The organism is Cupriavidus sp. D384, from assembly GCF_001652915.1.
Classification (GTDB): domain Bacteria; phylum Pseudomonadota; class Gammaproteobacteria; order Burkholderiales; family Burkholderiaceae; genus Cupriavidus.
Genome location: NZ_BBQI01000131.1, coordinates 42,793 through 61,181 on the forward strand (window position 1 = coordinate 42,793; position 18,389 = coordinate 61,181).

The window sequence follows — 18,389 nt, forward strand, 5'->3', positions numbered from 1 at the left end:
CGGAGCCTCCGGCGCCGCTGCTACGGCAGGCGCAGCACCGCCTGGCTGCCGCTCACGCCGGGGCGTACTTCCAGCCGCACATCGATCCGCTCGCGCAGCTCCGCCACGTGCGAAATGATGCCGACCAGCCGGCCGGCCTGCTGCAGGTCCAGCAGCGTGCGGATGGCGAAATCGAGGCTTTCCGGATCGAGCGTGCCGAACCCTTCGTCCACGAACAGCGTGTCCAGCTGGATGCCGCCCGCGCGCGACTGCACCACGTCGGCCAGCCCCAGCGCCAAGGATAGCGATGCCAGAAAGCCTTCGCCACCCGAAAGCGTGTTGGCTGGCCGTGTGGCCCCGGTATCGTGGTCGAACACTTCCAGGTCCAGCCCGCCGGCCATGCGCTGGTCGCCCTGCTCGCGCACGCGCTGCAGCGCGTAGCGGCCCCGGCTCATGCGCAGCAGCCGCAGCGACGCCGCCTCCAGCACCTCGTCGAGCAGTGTCGCCAGCACAAAGCGCTGGAACGTCATGCGGCGCGGATTGTTGCCGTTCGCCACTTCCGACAGACGGCCCAGCACCGCGTAGCGCGTTTCCACCTCGCGCCCCTCGGCCGCCAGCGATTCCACCTGGCCCTTGCATTGCAGCAGCGTGTCGCGCGACGCCGCCAGCTCGCTGCGCTCGCGAATGGCGGCTTCGAGCCGCACCGCAGCCTGGTCGCGCGCAGCCAGCAGCGCGGGCATGTCGGGCACCTGCAGTGCCTGGGCAATGGCGGCGGTGCGCGCATGCCATTCGGCCGCGCGCGCCAGTTCCACATCGAAGGCCCGGATCGCGTCGTCGAGCGCAGCGGTGTCGGCGGCGGGCAGGCACGCGGCAAGATAGGCGTCGTCATGATCGAAAGCGGCGGCGCGCATGGCGTCGGCCAGCGCGGCCTCGCGTTCGGTGACGCGGCTATCGGCCTGGGCGACGTTGTCGCGCGCGGACGCCAGCGCCGCCGCCGTTGCGGCCTGCAGGGCCACGGCGTCGCGCTCGGCGCCCTGCGCGGCCTGCAACGCGGCTTCGAGCGCGCCGGCCTCTCTCCGGGCAGCCTCCAGCGCGGCCGTGATCGCGTCGGGATCGCGCGAATCCTCGGGCACCTGTTCGCAGGCAGCCTGCCATTCGCCGTCCAGCCGCGCATGCTCCTGCACGGCGGCGCGCGCGGCCGTATCGGCGGTCTGCGCCGACGCTTCGGCAGCCTCCACTGTCGTACGGGTCCTTGCGATTTGCGCCGCCAACGCATCGGCACGCTTGCCTGCCAGCTCTGCCTGGCGCGCGGACTCGGTCAGCGCGGCGATTTCGGCGTCGAGCGCCGCGGCACCTGCCACCGAGACATCACCGGCAGCCTCGACCAGATCCGCCAGCCGGGCCTGCCATTGCGCCGCGTTGGCGCCGGCCTGCTGATGCGCGGCGCTGGCCTCGGCCAGCGCATCCTCGGCCCGCTGCAACGCAAGCCGCGCGGCATCGAGATCATCATCGGTGACCAGCGCCAGCGTCTGCTGCGCCAGCGCCGGATGGTCCTTTCCGCCGCAGACCGGGCACGGCTCGCCTCGCTTCATGCTGCCGGCCAGCCGGGCGGCCTGTCCGTGGCGCCAGTCCACCTCGGCCTGGCGCATTGCCACGCGCGCGGCATCGCGGGCCTCGGTGGCCACGCGCTTCTGCGTTTCGCTCGATGCCAGCGCGCTGCGCAACGGCCCGAGTTCGGTCTCGATCTGCCGGCATCTCGCCAGGCGCGCGGCGCGCTCGCGGGCCTGTTCCAGCCGCAGCTGCAACGCCTGCAGCCCGGCCGCACCCACGCGCGCGTGTTCCAGGTCGGCCTCCAGCGCCTTGAGCGCCGTGTTGGCGGCCTGGAAGGCGTCGATCCTTGCCACGCACGCCGACTGGGTCATCGCCAGCGTGGTGCCGGCCTGCGCCACGGCATTGCGCAGCACGCCCAGCTTGCGGGCCTGCGGCAACAGATGTTCGAGCCTGGTCACCGTGCGTTGCGCGGCGGCCCGGGCCTCCTGGCGCGACTGCTCGGTGCGCAGCGCGCGGGCGGCAGCCTCCGCCGCCTGTGCAGCGCGCGTGGCCGACGTTTCGGCCTGCGCCTGCGCCGCACGCACCCTCGCCTGGTCCTGCCGCGCCGCCTGCAGTTGCTGCACCGCCGGCGTGACCTGCGCCGCGCGCCGCGCCGCCAGCAGGCGCACGCGATCGGCATCCATGCCGGCCACCTTTGCGGCCAGCATCGCGTGCGCGCCTTCGGCTTCGCGCCAGGCCTTGATCTGGGTGTGTTCGAGTTCGCCCTTGCGCAGCGACGCCTGCGCGGCCTCGCTGTCGGCACGCGCCACTTCCTCGCGGCGCAGCAGTTCGGCCAGCGTGGCCTGCAGCGCGTCGATGCGCCCGGTCATCGCCTCGATCGACGCCAGCTGGTGCTGTTCGAGCAGCGTCTTGCGGCGTACGGCAATCTCCTCGGCCTCGCGCCGGATACCGGCGGCCTGCTCCTTGAGCTGCTCTTCCACGCGGCGATACAGCTCGGTATGGAACAGCCGCTCCAGGATGCCCTGGCGCGCCCGCGAATCGGCGGTCAGCAGTTCGCGGAAGCGGCCCTGCGGCAGCACGATGACCTGGCGGAACTGCGCGCTGTCAAAGCCCAGCAGATCGCGCACGGCATCGCTGACGCGGCCCGGCTGGCTGGCGTGGCTCTTCCACGCGCCGTCGAGCATCACGTCAAGCTGCGCCTTGGCGGCTTCCTTGACGAAGCCGCCCGCCGCGCGCTGGCTGGGGCGATCCTGCGTGGGCGAACGCGTCACGCGGTAATGCATCGACCCAAGGCCGAACTCCAGCGTGACTTCGGTGCGCAGCGCGGGGTCGGCATTGGCGCTGCGCATGTCCTGCGCGCTGCGCTCGCCGCCCGACGTATCGCCGTAGAGCGCAAAGCAGATGGCATCCAGCAGCGTGGTCTTGCCCGCGCCAGTGGGTCCGTGGATCAGAAAGAATGCCTGCTCGCCGAGCCGTGTGAAATCGATGGTCTCGGTGGCAGCGAACGGACCGAAAGCCTGCAACTTCAGGTACAGCGGTTTCATGCTGATTCCCTTTCCGAAGCCTCCATACCGGCCAGAAGATGGTCCAGTGCGCGACGTTGGTCGCCGTCCAGGTCCGCGTCGGCCACTTCGCGGAAGAAATTTGCAAACAGGCTGCCCGTGTCCAGTTCGCGCATGCGCCGGCCGGCCTCGCCGGCCTGCCCGCTGCGCGACAGAATGGCCCGCTCGATCGCCAGCGCGTTGGGATACGCCTCGCGCAGCCGCGCCATCGGGTCCAGCAGCGCGCCGGTATCGGTCAGCACCGCGTACACGTAATCGTCGCGGCGCGCATCGGCCAGGCCTGCCTCCACCAGCCCGGCCAGCTCGCCGGTCAGGATGCGCAGGTCGCGGCGCGGTTGCAGGGCAATCGGCTCGATGCGCACGGCGCCCTTTTCGTCCAGTTCGACCAGCGACACGGTCTTGTGGTGATCGGCTTCCGACAGCGAATACTTGAGCAGCGACCCGGCGTAGTGAATCCGCTCGCCAATGGTCTGCGGCCGATGCAGGTGGCCCAGCGCCACGAAATCGAAGCCATGGAACAGGCCCGCCCCCACCGCGCCGCTGCCGCCCACCGACAGCGGCCGCTCCGATTCGCTGACCGCGCCGCCCACCACGAACGCATGCCCCACCGCCACGGCCCGCACGCCCGCCGGGTGGCTGGCCCGGATCGCGTCAAGCTGGGCGCCCAGCGCCGCCTCGTGCGATGACAGGTCAACACCGAGTGCGTCGCGCACCACCGCCGGCTCCGCATAGGGCAACGCATAGATGCGCACCTCGCCATGGGCGTCGTGCAGCGACACACAGGCCGTCTCCGGTCCCGTGCGGCCCGCCACATGCAGGCCACGCGCTGCCAGCAGCCGCGCGCCAAAATCAAGGCGCTGCGCGCTGTCGTGATTGCCCGCGATCATCACCACCGGCACGTCCGCTTCCACCACGATGCGCGCCAGCACGTCGTCCAGCAACGCCACGGCCTCGGGCGGCGGCACCGCGCGATCGTACACGTCACCGGCAATCAGCACGGCATCGGGCCGCACGTCGCGCACCAGCGCCACGAACTGGTCGAGCACGTGCGCCTGGTCTTCAATCAGGCTGCGGGCATGGAAAAGCCGACCAAGGTGCCAGTCGGCGGTGTGGAGAAAACGCAATTCGGGTCCTTCGGCGCGGTGGCGCGTAAAGCACGGCCTTGCCGTGCGGTCCCGCATCATAACGTCCTGGCGCCCGCCGGCGGCCCTCAGACCGGCTCCGCCTCGCTGTCGGCAATCTGGAACTTGCGCATCTTTTCCCACAGCACCTTGCGGCTGATGCCCAGGCAGGCGGCCGTATCCTGGCGCCGCCAGCCGTTCGCATCGAGCGCCGCGATGATGCGGCGGCGCTCCTCCACATCGCCCCGCGGATCGCTGCGCTCGGAACCGTCGAAGGCACCCGGGCGCAGCCCCCGGAACAGCGGCCGGATGCGGTCCTCGTCCCAGCCGCCATACTGCCGCGCCGTAATGCCCACGCGCTCGGCCAGGTTGCGCAGTTCGCGCACATTGCCGATGAAAAACGCCGTGCCCACGGCGCCCTTGAGCCAGTCGGGCATGGGCGGCAGCGCATCGTAGGCCGCCGGGCCCATCATGTGGCGCAGGAACGATTGCAGCAGGCCCACCTTGTCGGCAGGGCCACGGTCCTCCAGGCTCGGGATGCGCAGTTCGATCACCGCCAGCCGAAAATACAGGTCGGCACGGAAGCGGCCCTCGCGCACCGCCTCGCGCAAGTCCTTGTTGGTGGCCGCCACCAGGCGGAAGTCGAGCTTCACGGCCATGGTCGATCCCAGCCGCGTCAGCGCGTTTTCCTCCAGCACCCGCAGCAGCTTGACCTGCTGGAACAGCGGCAGGTCGCCGATCTCGTCCAGGAACAGCGTGCCGCCGGTGGCCTGCTCGAAGAAGCCCCGGTGCGCGAACATGGCGCCGGTAAAGGCGCCCTTGGCATGCCCGAAGAACTGCGATTCGAACAACCCGTCGGGAATCGCGCCGCAGTTCACGGCCACGAACGGGCCCTTGCCGTACTGGCTGTTGCGCTCGTGGAACAGCCGCGCGATGCGCTCCTTGCCCGCGCCGGTCTCGCCGTACAGCATCACGTTGCTGTCGAAGTTGGCGAAGGTCTCCACCTGTTCCAGCAGCTCCTGCATGGCAGGCGATCCGGCCACCAGGTCGGCCACGTCGGGACGCGCCTCGCCTGCGGCCAGCAGCTGCGGCATCAACTTGGCAATCTGGTTGCGCAAGTCGCCGCCATTGAAGTCGTGCGGCAGGATGTACGCATATTCGGGCGGGAAGCGGCCCGGATCGGTCTCGCGGTCCGGCGCGCCCACCCAGATCACGGGCATGCCGTGGGCGGCCTCCCAGTCCAGCGTGAACTTGGCCGAACCGATCGCCGCCGCGCTGATCACGGCAATGCACGGCTTCACGCGCGTCTCGTTCGGCAGCGCATCGAGCGCACCGGCACGGATCACATCGGCACCCAGTGGCGTCAGGAACCGCGCCACGCGGTCGGCAATCTCGTACTGGCCTTCCCACACATAGACTTCAAGGCTTTCGTAGGCCCAGCGCTCTGCTTTCATGATGGTTCAGGGATTCAATACACAAGTTCGGCGTTGTTGCAGTCAACGCCGTTGAGCCAGACGTCCGCATTCGCGATGCTGATGCCGAGGGTATTCAAGAGGCGGATGACCACTTCGTCCAGCAGGTCGGCAACGGGCTTGAGAAACAGGCCGAGCACGTCGCCGGCATTCACGGACGCCAGGTCCAGCGCCGCCAGTTTGATGCTGAACGTCGGGTTCAGCGCCGCCAGCAGGTTGCTCACTGCGCTCTTCAATGGATTGCTGCCCGACGTCCGGGCATACCCGCCCGGCGACAGCACGATATCGTTGCCACCCCCCGCGTCGGACGTCTGCACGGGCACAGGCAGGCTGGCAATGCTGGTCGACACCAGCGCGCCGCCGAGCAGCGTCACGCTGACCAGGTTCACGGGGACACCGTTCGGCGCGCAGCTTGTCCCCGTGCCGGCCAGGCAGGCTTGCGCGATGTGGGTCGACACGTTGATGGTGGCGGTGCGCTGCGCCGGCGTGGCGGCACACTGCAATTGCGTCAGGTCGCCCCTGGCCGTTCCCACTTGCAGCCACAGCGGCACGTTCAGCGCCGCATTGGCGAGAGCGCCCACACCCACCGATGCCGCCAACGACAGCTTCAGGCCGATCTGGCCGGTACTGGCCGTGGTCTTCCAGGAGCCATCCGGCAGCTGGCGCGCAGGCCCCACCGCCACCTTGGGCGGCTCGATGATATAGAGAGACCCCGTGGCCGACGCGATGCCAAGGTTCAGGTTCAGTCCATCGAGACTGACCGCGCTGGTACCCCGCGCGACGTAGGCCGCGGTCGTCAACAGCGATGCAACGTTCAGGCCCACCTCCGCAGCGGAAGAGGCAGCCGGCGTCAGCACGCCAAGATCGAGCATCCGCCTCAGCGTGAGCGTGGTGCCGATGCCATTGAGGCCAAGTTGCGTGACCGGGCTGCCAAGGGCCACACCAAGCAGGGACCGCTTGTCCGCCGCCGTCAGCACCAGCGCATAGAAGTCCTGGATCGACAGCGTCGTGTCGAGCAGCTGGTTGACCGTGCCGGCATTGGCTTGCAGGCGCAATTGGTCCAGCGTGACGTTGGCGCCCACCAGTCCGCTCCAGTCGGCGGCCGACAGGTTCACGGTGTTGCCAAGCAGCAGGCTCAGGATGCCGTTGGCCGTGCTGACATTCAGCACCCCGCTGCCCAGCGAAAACGACGCCACAGGCGGGCTGGCCGCCGCAATGGCTTCGGCGTGCAGTTGCCGCGATGTGCCGCCGGGCAGCACGAACAGCAGCGGCACCGTCAGCGTGCCCTGCACGCGCACCGCGTTGGGCGACAGCGTCGCCACGTCGTAGCCCGGGTTGAAGTGCCGCACGCCGTCGCCATTCACGGCATCGGCGGGGTCCCACACGCCCAGGCACGTGCGCATGCCATCGGCGGCACCGGCCGCCGCGTCGGCGCAGCCCGGGCTGACCGCATCGGGATAGCCGTTCTGGCTGGCTGCGGCCGCCACGGACGCCATCACGTTGGCCGTGGTGGTGGGCAGGTCGTCGGCGCGCTTGAGCTGCTGGGCGCCAGACAGCGCTGCCAGGTCCACCGATTTCTGCAATTGCCGCTGGCTGTAGAACACGAAGCCGACGTCGATCGACACCAGGGCCCCGATGGCCACGGTGGCGATCAGTACGGCGGCCATCAGGCTGACGGCGCCCCGCTGTCGATGGAGATCGGCCCGACGCTGCATGGTGTGCCGCTATTGCCCGTTCATCGGCTGGCTGCCCGCACCGCCGCGCAGCGGGCTGCCGGTGGAGATCGTCGAGAAGAACTCGGGCAGCGGATGGGTGAAGCTGCGCATGTAGCGCGCGTAGCCCAGCGTGGCCTGGTCGCCGGTCAGCGGCTGCATCGGTGCGGCCTGCGAGCCATTGCGCTGGATATCGAGCAGGCTGCGCGTGGTGTCGCCTACCGCCACGTCGTTGGGCCGCACATCGTTGGGCGCCGGCTGCTGCTGGGCCACCGCCGGGGCTGCGGCCGCCAGCGCGAACGACGCGGCCAGCAGCGCGAGGCCTGGCGCAAACAGGGAACGGATCATGGTCTGGCTCCTGCGTTGAGCGCCACGGACTGCGCGGCGGCCGGGTTCGCGCCGGGATTTGGATTCGAATTCGGATTCTGGTTGGCGTTGCCGCGCGGCGCGGTCCTGTCGCGCAGCTGGGCGGCGCGGGACACGCGATCCGCTTCCTTGCGGATGGCGGTGCGCGTGGGCTCCGGCATCGCGGCGCGCTGCATCATCGCGGTCGCCTCGCTGCGCTTGCCGCTCGCCAGCATCCACACCACGGCATTGCTGATGACGCGCGGGTTGCTGGCATCCAGCTCCAGCGCCTGCATTACCGGCACGCGGGCATCCTGCAGTGCGCCGCCCCGCATCAGGGCGTAGCCCAGGTCGTTGGCCACCTGGGCGTTGACCGGTTCCAGCGCGGCAGCCTGGCGCAGTTCCACGGCCGCGCGCATGAAATCGCCCTGCCGCCCCAGCACCAGGCCGATGCCGTGGCGCGCACGGGCTGCCCGGTCGGTGTTCAGCAGGTCGCGATACGCCTGCAGCGCCGCGTCGTCCTGGCCGGTCTCGCGCAGCGCATCGGCACGCAGCACCTGCAGCGCCGTGCTGCTGCCGTACTTCTGCTGGTACGCGTCGATATGGGCCAGCGACGCAAAGTACATGCCTTCCTGCTGCATCTTGCCGATCAGGCCCAGGTACATGTTCTGGTCGTTGTACTCGGCCCGTGCCGCCTTGTCCTGCAGCCTGGCAAGCTCGATCTGCGCATCGGCCTGCCGCGCCATGGCCTCGGCGCTGTGGGGCGTGCTGGCGCAGCCGCCCAGCAACACCATGGCGACCGCGAGCGAACCCGCCAGCAGCCGGGTGGATAGCCTTGTCATCAATGTCCTCCGTTCATGCGGGCCAGCATCCGGATCACGCCCAGGAAGCCGGGCCCCGCCGTCAGGATCAGCAGCACCGGCAGCAGGCTGACCACCATCACGCCAGTCATCTTCACGGTCAGCCTGCCGATCTTGTCCTTCATGCGCGCCTTGCGTGCCACCTGCAGCCGTTCGCCAAACTGGCGCAGCGGTTCCTGCACGGCGCCGCCGTGCTTGTCCACCTGGGTCAGCAGCGTGATCAGGCCCTTCAGGTCTTCGTCGTCGAACAGCTTGCCGATACGCTGCAGTGTCTGCTCGCGCGAACGTCCCGACGCGAACTGCTGGTTGGCACGCTGCAGCTCCGGCCCCAGCACGCGCAGCATCGTGCCGAACTCGGTGACGATGACCTGCAGGCTCTGGTCGATCGACAGGCCCACGCCTTGCAGCAGCCGCAGCATGTCGATCAGCACCGGCAGTTCCTCGGCCACCTCGCGCAGACGGTTGCCAGCCCAGCGGCGCAGGACCATCTTCGGCAGCAGGTATCCGAACGCGAACGTGGCAAAACCCCAGGCCAGCGCCTGCATGGTCGAGCCATCGATCCGCCACAGCAGCATGGTGCCCGCCAGCACGGCCGGCACCAGCAGGCGCAGGCCGCCAAACACCGCGCGCGGTTGCAGGCCGTAGAAGCCGCACTGTTCCAGCAGCAGTTGTTCCTCGCCGGTGACCACGGCCCGGCCGAGGCGCGATTCGAGCCAGCGCTGGTTGAAGCGGCCGCCAAACGCCGCACCGAGTCTGGCGCGCAGCGTGGCAGGCCCCCGAGCGGCTGTTGTGGCCGGCTGTACGGACGCCTGCGTCTGTACCTGCGCCAGCGCGGCGGCACGCGCCGACATCTGCGGTGCGCCGGTTGCTGCAGGGGCCGGCGAAGCTGCGGCCGTTGCCCCTGCGGTGGCGTGGGGGGCCTGGGCGGCGGGGGCCGTCGGCGGCCCCGGCACGGGCGCGGGCGCACCATGCGCGGCCTGCCGCTGCAGTGCGGCGTCGATGGTTCGCGCGGCTTCGCGCCGCTGCCGCCACTGCCGCAGCAGCGGCCATGCCAGCACCAGCAGCGCCATGGCCGCGGCAGCCAGGCTCGCAGAAATCAGGGTGGTGGGATCCATCTGCATGGCCGTTGGCACCTAGATGGACTTTGCGAGCCGGTACAGCATCAGGATGCCAGCCACTTCCAGCGCCGCGGCGCTCAGCATCATCACGCGGCCGGTCGGGTCCTTCCACATCATCATGATGTAGCCGGCGTTCATCATGAACAGCCCGCCCGCCACCACAAGCGGCAGCAGGCCCAGCACCCAGGCCGACAGGCGCGTCTCCGCCGACAGCGCCATCAGCTCGCGCTGCGCTTCCTCGCGGTCGCGCATGAAGGCGGCGGTGCGCTCCATCACCACGTCGGCACGGCCGCCATAGCGCTGCGAAAGCCGCAGCACCGACGACACGATGACCAGTTCGTCCAGGTCGTAGGCGCGGCCCATCTGCAATACGGCCTGGTCCAGTTCCTTGCCTGCACGCTGCAGGTGGATGGCCTGCACCAGGCACTGGCGCAGCGGCGGCTCGGTATTGGTCACCGAATTCTGGAATGCCGCCGGCACGCTGCTGCCGATCGTCATCAGGCGCACCACGCCATCGAGAAATCCCGGCAACTGGCGCAGCATCTTGCCCTTGAGCCGGCTGATACGCAGCCAGACCAGGAACGCCGCCATCGCCACGGCCACCACCAGCATCGCCACCGCGCCGATCGCCCCACCCGCTGCGGCACCGGCCAGGATCAGGCACAACATGGGCACGCCCCAGCGCAGATACGTGCCGCGCGCGGGCGTCATGTCGGCGCGGCGCAGCAGGTCGGCCCAGCGCCGGCGCAGATCGCGCACCGCGCCTTGGGGCTCGGGCTCGGCGGCCTGCGCGTAGCGCGCGCGCACCTGCTCGGTCTGCGCCGCCAGGTGGGCCCGGGCGCGCTCGGCATCGGCGCGGCCGCGGGCCGATGCCAGCATCAGCAGCCCCACGCCCAGCAGGATCAGGGCAAACGTGGCGATGAACAGGCTGGCGCTAGAGATCAAAGCGGTCGTCCAGGGCAAAGTTGGCCGGACGCATGCGCGCCAGCTTGGGCGAATGCGGCAGGATGCCAAGCGACTGCCAGCGGTCGGTCTCGGTGCCGTCGGCGTTGGACACCGGCTCGTAGCGGTACAGCTCCTGCGTGGAAATGATGTTGTCGCCCAGGCCCGTGACTTCGGTAATCGACAGGATGCGCCGGCGTCCGCTGGACAGCCGCCCGATCTGCACGATGAAGTCGACGGCATTGGCAATCTGGCGGCGCAGGCTCACCTCGCTGCCCTGGAAGCCCGCAAAGCCCGCCAGCATTTCCAGCCGGTACAGGCATTCGCGCGGGCTGCTGGCGTGGATGGTGCCCATCGAGCCGTCGTGGCCCGTGCTCATGGCCTGCAGCATTTCCAGCACCTCGCCGCCGCGCACTTCGCCCACGATGATGCGGTCGGGGCGCATCCGCAGGCTGTTGCGCAGCAGGTCGCGGATGGTGACCGTGCCCGTGCCCTCGAAGCCGCCCGGCCGGCTCTCCAGGCGCACCACGTGCGGGTGATTCAGCGCCAGTTCGGCGGTGTCCTCGATCGTGATCACGCGCTCGCTGGGCGGGATGAAGGTAGCCAGCGCATTGAGCAGCGACGTCTTGCCCGAACTCGTGCCGCCACTCACCAGGATGTTGCAGCGCGCCCGCACCGCCGCTTCCAGCAGTTCCGTGATCTCGGGGCTCATGGTGCCCAGCGCCTGCAGGTCGGCCGGCGTCAGCGGGTCCTTGCGGAACTTGCGGATGGACACCACCGGGCCGGCCAGCGCCAACGGCGGGATGATCACGTTGATGCGGCCGCCGTCGGGCAGGCGCGCATCGACCATCGGGTTCGATTCGTCCAGGCGCCGGCCAATCGGCGCCAGGATCCGGCGCACGATGCGCAGCAGGTGGCCGTTGTCGGCAAAGCGCACGGGTATCCGCTCCAGCACGCCGTGCCGCGACACGTAGACGTCGAGATGCCCGTTGACGAGGATGTCTTCGACGGCCACGTCGTGCAGCAGGTCCTCGATCGGCCCGAAGCCGGCCAGCTCCTTGGTCAGCGCCTCGGATATCTGGTGCAGTTCGGCCTCGTTGATGGGAATGCGGCGCAGGCGCGTGAAGCTTTCCAGTTCGAGATCGACAAAGCGCTGGATGGCGGCGCGCGTCCAGCGTCCAAACTCGGCCCCGAGTTCCTCGATGCGCGTCAGCAGGTGTTCGTGCGCGGCCTCCTTGATCTTGTGGAATTCCTGCGAGACAGGAAACGGGGCGGCGGCGTTATCCGAGAATTCGATTGCTTCGGTCATGTCAGTTCCCCGCCCGGGCGGTGCGCGCAACACGCATCGCCTCGGGCAGCTTCTCCTTGATCCGGGCCAGGAAGCCGCGCTCGGAAGCCTGTCCCGCGCGGAAGCCCAGCCGTTCCATCAGCGCGCCCACGGCACGCACGTAGGGGTCGGCAGGCGCGGCCTCGGCCAGTACCGCGCCGCGATTGGCCGCCTGCACCAGTGCCGCCCGCCGGTCGGGCAGCGTATCGACCGATGTCACGCCGATGCGCTCGGCGATCTGGGCCGCGTCCACCCCCAGCCCGGGATCGAAGCGCGACACCATCAGGTGCAGGTCGGGCCGTTCGATCTCGCGCTTTTTCAGCTCATGCAGCAGTTCCGCCGCCGAGACGATGGCGCCCACGCTCTGCTCGGCCACCATCACCACCGCGTCGGCGGCCTTGACGATCTGCGACATGAATTCGGCATTCGAGAACCCGCCAAGGTCGATCACCTGCAGGTCGAAGAATGCGCGCAGGCGGTCCAGCAGCGCCAGCGCTTCGGAAAACGACACATCGCGCAGCTCGGCCAGCGTGGCCGGCAGCGGCAGCACCGACACGCCGCTGGCATGGCGCGCCAGCGCGGTGTCGACAAACACCTGGTCAAAGCGGCGCAGGTTGCGCACCGCCTCGACAAAATGAAATTCGGGCGCGATGTTCATGTAGAGCGCGCCGTCGCGCACGGGCAGGCCCAGGTCCAGCAGCAGTACCTCGGCGGCGGCTCCGGCACCCTCACGCTGCCGCACGCTGGCGGCCAGGTTCACGGCCAGCGTGCTGACGCCCACGCCTGGCCGCGCCCCCAGCAGCGCCACGATCTTGCCGTGGCGGTGCGCGGGCGCCACGGGGCGTACCTGCGCGCGCGGCACCATCAGCCGCCGCACGGCGTCGGTGGCCTGTGCCGGCGCACCGCGCAGGTCGATGAAATCGCGCACGCCGGCGCGCAGCGCGGCCAGCATCGCATCCGGTTCGCCTGCATTGCCGACGGCCACCAGCGGCAACTGCGGGAACAGCCGCGCCACCTGTTCGGCCAGGCGTGCCGATGCCTCGGCATGCGGTGCCGCGAAGTCCAGAAAGACCAGCCCGGGGCGCACGGCCCCGACCTGCTCGATAAAGGCTTCCTGCGCCCCGTCTTCGGCCACCAGCGTGCCCACGCCGCCCAGCGCCTGGTCCAGCCAGTGGCGCGGGATCTCGCGCCGGGTGTTCAGCAGGAAGGCATCCATCCTCGTCACTCGCTCCATCTGCCGCCGCTACCGCGAGAAACCGGGCAGGGTCGGGTCTGCGTACTCGCCCAGCACGAAGCGTCCCCAGACATTGGGGCTGGCGCTCGTGCGGCCGTCGTTCGCCACGTTCGCCGCGGCCTGGGAATCCCGCGCCAGCGGCTTCACCAGGCGCGGCGTGACCACGATCATCAGTTCGCGGTCTTCCTGGTGGAAGTTCAGGTTCTTGAAGAAGCTGCCGATGATCGGCAGGTCGCCCAGGAACGGCACCTTGTTCACGTTGCTGACCGTATTGCGGCTCACCAGCCCGCCGATCACAAAGCTCTCGCCATCGCCAAGCTCCACCGTGGTATCGGCGCGCCGCGTGACGATGGCCGGCACGGACGCCCCGTTGATGCTGATGCCGCGCGACGGATCGAGATCGCTGGCCTCGGGCGCCACCTTCAGCGCGATGCGCGACTTCGATAACACCGTCGGCGAAACCGTCAGGCCGATGCCGAACGGCTTGAACTGGATCGTCGTGGTGCCCAGCGCCTGCGGCACCGGAATCGGGATTTCGCCGCCCGCCAGGAAGCTTGCGCTCTGGCCCGACAGCGCCACCAGGCTCGGCTCGGCCAGCACCCTGACCAGGCCATTGCTTTCCAGCAGGCTCAGGTTGGCGAAGATGCCTTCCTTGGCCCACGCGGCCACCAGGTTGAACGCGCTGCTCATCGGCAAGATGCCTTCAAACGACGGCGACGGCCCGATCGTCGTCTTGGTCAGCGACGTCGGGCTGAACTGCCCGAACGTGAAGCCGCCGCTGCTCTTGATGAAATTGAGCCCCACCTCCTTGAGCACGGTCTTGCTGATTTCCACCACCTTGACATCGACCTGCACCGTGTTCGACACCGGCACCACCGAGCGGTCGATCACCACGCCGCCCTTGCCGTCCGCCCCGGCCACCGCTGCCCGGGCCGCCTGCTGCGTGCGCGCGGCCGCGCCGGCATCGGGCGATTCGCCGCGAATGGTGGCGCCGGCGGCGGACATGTCCACCTGCGCGCCATCGGCATCCTGTGCCACGGCATCGACCTGCACGCTGTAGGTGACCGGCGCGGCGTTGCGGCGCCAGACCATCATGTCGGTGACACCCGGCTTCTTCGCCACCACCAGCACGGTGGGCGCGCCACCCCGCTGCTTGAGCAGCAGTGCATCGGCCACGGCGGGGTTGCCCACGGCCACGCGTTCCAGCGCCGGGCCGGGCTGGATCTCCTGCTGCGCACCGGCCATCAGGCGCAGCGTGCGCGTGGCGGCCGGCAGTGCCGCGTCCTGTGCCATGGCCGGACGCATCGCCCCCACCATCACGGCCGTCACGGAGGCGGCGGCAGCCATCATCACCATGGCAGCCAGGCGCCGGCTGAAGGGGGCGCTGCCGATAGGGCGCGTTCGCGCCCGCACACGGTCTGTCGTCAATTTGGGCATGCCGTGTCGTCCGCTATTCGATCGCTCGCTTGCCGGCGCGGATCACTTCCACGCCGCCGTTGTTGTTGTCCGGGATATCCCGCCGTTGTGCCGAAGCCGTCAACGACGCCGCTGCGGGCGCGTTGGCGCGCATCACGGGTGCGGGGGAAGGGGCACGCGGCGCGGTGTTGCCAGCGCGGGCGGGCTGGCCCGGCTGACCGACCAGGCCGGCCAGGCTCATGCCGGCGGCGGCCTTGTCCACGGGCGCGCGTTCGGCTTCGGGTGGCACGCCTGCGCGGGCCTGCAACACGGCAGGCGGATCGGCGAACATGCCGTCGCTGGGCATCGACGCATCCGACGGATTGCGCAGCGCCAGCACCAGCCGGCCGGCCTGCTGCGCCATGGCCAGCTTGCCCACCTGATCCACCGGCACCGCCAGCACCGCCGTCCTGGCGCCGTCGCGGCGGGCCATCATCTGTTCGGCCTGGACCTTGCGTGAATCGTTGACGCTGCCATTGCCGTACGCAAGCACGCGCAGGCGCGACAGCAACAGGCGCGTCTGGCTGTCGGCAATCTCCTGGTTGTCGCGGCGCAGAATCACGAACACGTCGACGAAATCACCGGGCTGCACCTGATGTCCGACGCCCACGGCTTCGTCCACGGACACGGCCAGCGCACGTTCGCCCTCGGGAATCTGCCGCGCCAGCCCGGACAGCAACTGCCCTTCCAGCACCGGCACATTGCTGCCCAGGTTCACCACGGGCACCTGGCCGACCACGCGGGCCGCGTCCTGATACGCGCCGGAGGGCTCGATCGGCAGTTGCATGACGGCGAGCGCATCGGCCGTCAGTGGCTTGCCCGCTTCCACGGCACGCGTGGTCACCACCACGGCATGGGTGGGCGGGGTGCGCGCGGTGCTGACCGGCATCGCCTGCTGGCGCCCAACCTGCCAGGCCAGCAGTGCGAGCAGTCCGGCCAGTATCAGCAGGATGGTGGCGAGGATCCGTATCTGTTTGCTGCTCATGTGTCCTCAGGTATCGGGAGAGAGCTGGACCACGGCGACGCCGGTCAGCGAGGCAGGCACCGGCACGAACGGCACCACCGGCAGCATCGTCTGGGTGGGAAGATTGAGCGTGACCTGCACGCACTGCGTACCGGCCGGCGCCGTGCAGGCCACGGCCTGTGCCAGCGAGCCGCCCGTGAAGCGCTCGGCGATATTGGGGGGCAGCGTGTTGCGTGCGGCCAGGTCGGCGGCAACGACGCGCTGGTCGAGCGTGGTCGCCAGGGTGCCGCCGTTCGAGGCAAGCGGATAACGCAAGGCAGCCCGCGCACCTTCCTCGGCGGCGAGCGTCAGGACTTGCTGCAGGGCCAGCACCATGCCGTAGTAAACGATGCCCAGCACCACCGCAAACAGCAGCGGAAACACTATCGCGAACTCGATCGCGGCCACTCCGCTTGCGCGGCGCCGGTTCGCGCTCCCCCGTAATGCCATGCTTCACCCGGTTATTTCAACTTGCATGCATTGGCGACGCACGACACCGCGCGGCGGGCACCGGCATGGCTGCACGGTGCCCGCTGCAGCGTGCCCGCAGGGGCTGTGTCGTACTACGTTACGCGACTTGGAACCACTCTTACCGCTCTTGCCCGGCCGTCCATATCCCTACCCGCGGCCAGTGCCTACCGCTACCACTTCTGCCACTGCTTTCCGGCAGGCGTGCAGATGCCCGCCGCGGCTGGCATTGGCTGCCAGCACGGTGCTCTGGTAAATGGTCTGGAGACGTCAGGTCAGCATGAAGCACGCCGGGCGCAATGCACGAACGCCGCTTCCGCTTGCCCGATGGTCAGGTGGATGTCTGTCGGCGGGTCAGGAACCGTTGTTCTTCGCGAACATGGTCGAAACCTTGGTGGCAAGGCCACTGAAGCCGTCGCTGATACCGGTGCCCAGGGCTTGGGCGCCCACGACGATGCCCAGTGCAATCAGGCCTACGATCAGGCCATACTCGATGGCCGTGGCGCCGCGTTGGGTTTTGCGATGGCGCGCCAGATACTTTTGCATGACGTTCACTCCCGAAAGTGCGTGACCCCTGCATGGATCCCCAGCGATACGTACCTGACCCCGATCCGATTGCCATCTGTTTGAACTTCACCTGTGGCGTTTTTATGGTTTTGCGCTGGTGAATACATTTATAAGACAGGACTTGTATCAACCATACCCCCCGTTCGGGCTAATGGTTGTCCCAGCTTAAAGTAGGACAGACGTTTGAAACAATGCGGCCCGGCTTCGGCCATCGGCATGAGGTCATCCGAATTGTTCATCAACCCGCAATAAATGAAGCGTGCCGTGCGGCGCCCTGCACGTGGTCATGCAAGGTGCCGCACGGCACGAAATAAAAGGATGCGCCGCGCGGGGTAAGGACGACAGCGCACCGTAAATTAGCCGGGGCGGTTGACAGGGAAAGTCCCGACGTCTTCCGCGTGGTATTCAGATCAATGGCGCGTCAGGCCGCCCAGCAGGCCTGTGACGGGAGCCAGCGGATTGCTGCCGTTGCTGCCGGACGACGTGGCGCCGGTGGCGGCGCTGGTCAGTCCGCCGGTGACCGTGCCGACCAGGCCTGTGACAGGGGCCAGCGGGTTGCTGCCCGCGCTGCCACCCGCCGCGCCGCCGACCGGACCGAGCAGGCCCGTCACCGGCGCCAGCGGATTGCTGCCCGATGCGCCACCGATGGCACCGGTGGCCCCGTTCAGCGGCAGGCTGTTCAGCAGGCCGCCAAGCGGATTGCCGGCGGCGGTGCCATTGCCGTTGAGCAGTACGCCTGCCACGGCCACGGTCTTGCCCGTTTCGTTGACCACGCCACCAAGCGGCGACACGATCGGCGTGTTGGTGTTGGCGATCATGCTGCCGGCCGTTGCCACCGTATTGCCGGCCTGCGTCAGCAGGTTGTTCACCGGTGCGCCCAGGCCCGTGGCCGCGCCCACGGTCTGCGTGGCATTGGTCAGCTGCGTGGTCAGCGGCACGATGGCCTTGCTGGTGCCGTCAGTCAGCTGCGCGACGGGGCCGGTGGACAGCGCATCGCCAAGCTTGCCGCCAAGGTTCATCACGCCCGCGCCCACGGTTTGCACCACGCTGCCAGTGGGATTGGTCACCGGCGCCAGCGGCGACAACTGGTCGCTGCCAAGCGCCTTGACGAGGCTGCCCGTGCTGACCACCGTGGCGCCCGCCTGCGTCACGACATTGCCGGTGTTGGCAACGGTCACGCCCACCGGGTTGTCGACCGAGCCAATCTTGCCCAGCCCGTCGCGCACGCCAGCGCCGAGCGTGGCAACGGTATCGCCGGTCTGGATCACCACGTCGCCGGTCGCATTCCTGGCCGTGGCCGGCACCAGCGGCAGGCTGGTGTCCTTGATGTCCTGGCCGATCTGGCTCACCGCGTTGCCGGTAGCCACCACGGTATTGCCGGCACCTTCCACCACCTTGGCGGTGGGCGTGGTCTCGGCGGTGGGCTGCGGATTCGTGGTACCCGGATTGGTGGGCGTGGACGGCGACGTCGGGTTGGCACCGCCGCTGGAGCCACCCGAGGCACAGCCGGCCAGCAACGCCACCGCCGCGGCACAGGCCATCGCCATCATGTTGAGGGGGCGCGTCTGCTTGGTTGCATGCATGTCCTGATCTCCTGAATGTTTTCGGTATGAGTCCGCAGTCTTCACGCGCTTCGCCGCGACCCAGGCGGCGACGTGGCTAATCCGGCGTGG

General features: G+C 69.1%; 15 protein-coding genes. All 15 read right to left on the bottom strand.

Annotation, left to right across the window (positions count from 1 at the left end):
• Positions 1–20: 20 nt before the first annotated feature.
• Positions 21–3,074 carry an AAA family ATPase gene (locus tag A9J21_RS29910; protein ID WP_066742682.1) on the bottom strand — a complete coding sequence of 1,018 codons (3,054 nt, stop codon included), beginning with the start codon at positions 3,072–3,074 and terminating at the stop codon, positions 21–23.
• Positions 3,071–4,216, bottom strand: coding sequence for an exonuclease SbcCD subunit D (locus A9J21_RS29915; RefSeq protein WP_066742818.1), 1,146 nt, complete (start codon positions 4,214–4,216; stop codon positions 3,071–3,073). The genes A9J21_RS29910 and A9J21_RS29915 overlap by 4 nt, the downstream gene beginning before the upstream one ends.
• Before the next feature lie 86 nt (positions 4,217–4,302).
• Positions 4,303–5,667, bottom strand: a complete 1,365-nt coding sequence (locus A9J21_RS29920; RefSeq protein ID WP_066742685.1) for a sigma 54-interacting transcriptional regulator — start codon at positions 5,665–5,667, stop codon at positions 4,303–4,305.
• Between the two features lie 14 nt (positions 5,668–5,681).
• The gene (locus A9J21_RS29925; protein ID WP_066742688.1) at positions 5,682–7,400 is read right to left on the bottom strand and encodes a TadG family pilus assembly protein; all 1,719 of its coding nucleotides are present in this window, start codon (positions 7,398–7,400) and stop codon (positions 5,682–5,684) included.
• Positions 7,401–7,409: 9 nt separating this feature from the next.
• Entirely contained in the window at positions 7,410–7,745 is a 336-nt protein-coding gene (locus A9J21_RS29930) for a DUF3613 domain-containing protein (protein WP_066742694.1), read from the bottom strand.
• Positions 7,742–8,584, bottom strand: coding sequence for a tetratricopeptide repeat protein (locus A9J21_RS29935; RefSeq protein WP_066742696.1), 843 nt, complete (start codon positions 8,582–8,584; stop codon positions 7,742–7,744). The genes A9J21_RS29930 and A9J21_RS29935 overlap by 4 nt, the downstream gene beginning before the upstream one ends.
• A complete protein-coding gene (locus A9J21_RS29940) occupies positions 8,584–9,717 on the bottom strand; it encodes a type II secretion system F family protein (RefSeq protein ID WP_066742820.1) in 1,134 nt (377 codons plus the stop codon). The genes A9J21_RS29935 and A9J21_RS29940 overlap by 1 nt, the downstream gene beginning before the upstream one ends.
• A gap of 18 nt (positions 9,718–9,735) precedes the next feature.
• Entirely contained in the window at positions 9,736–10,662 is a 927-nt protein-coding gene (locus tag A9J21_RS29945; RefSeq protein WP_066742824.1) for a type II secretion system F family protein, read from the bottom strand.
• Positions 10,655–11,971 (bottom strand): CpaF family protein, encoded by a 1,317-nt coding sequence (locus tag A9J21_RS29950; RefSeq protein WP_066742698.1) that lies wholly within the window; start codon positions 11,969–11,971, stop codon positions 10,655–10,657. The genes A9J21_RS29945 and A9J21_RS29950 overlap by 8 nt, the downstream gene beginning before the upstream one ends.
• Position 11,972: 1 nt before the next feature.
• Positions 11,973–13,205, bottom strand: a complete 1,233-nt coding sequence (locus A9J21_RS29955) for a pilus assembly protein (RefSeq protein WP_066742701.1) — start codon at positions 13,203–13,205, stop codon at positions 11,973–11,975.
• Positions 13,206–13,232: 27 nt separating this feature from the next.
• Positions 13,233–14,660, bottom strand: a complete 1,428-nt coding sequence (locus A9J21_RS29960) for a type II and III secretion system protein family protein (protein ID WP_156546364.1) — start codon at positions 14,658–14,660, stop codon at positions 13,233–13,235.
• A 13-nt stretch (positions 14,661–14,673) separates the two neighbouring features.
• A complete protein-coding gene (gene cpaB / locus A9J21_RS29965) occupies positions 14,674–15,663 on the bottom strand; it encodes a Flp pilus assembly protein CpaB (protein ID WP_066742708.1) in 990 nt (329 codons plus the stop codon).
• Between the two features lie 6 nt (positions 15,664–15,669).
• A complete protein-coding gene (locus tag A9J21_RS29970) occupies positions 15,670–16,131 on the bottom strand; it encodes a TadE/TadG family type IV pilus assembly protein (RefSeq protein ID WP_066742710.1) in 462 nt (153 codons plus the stop codon).
• A gap of 372 nt (positions 16,132–16,503) precedes the next feature.
• The gene (locus A9J21_RS29975; RefSeq protein ID WP_066742713.1) at positions 16,504–16,695 is read right to left on the bottom strand and encodes a Flp family type IVb pilin; all 192 of its coding nucleotides are present in this window, start codon (positions 16,693–16,695) and stop codon (positions 16,504–16,506) included.
• Between the two features lie 431 nt (positions 16,696–17,126).
• A complete protein-coding gene (locus A9J21_RS29980) occupies positions 17,127–18,299 on the bottom strand; it encodes a collagen-like triple helix repeat-containing protein (RefSeq protein ID WP_066742716.1) in 1,173 nt (390 codons plus the stop codon).
• Between the last annotated feature and the right edge of the window lie 90 nt (positions 18,300–18,389).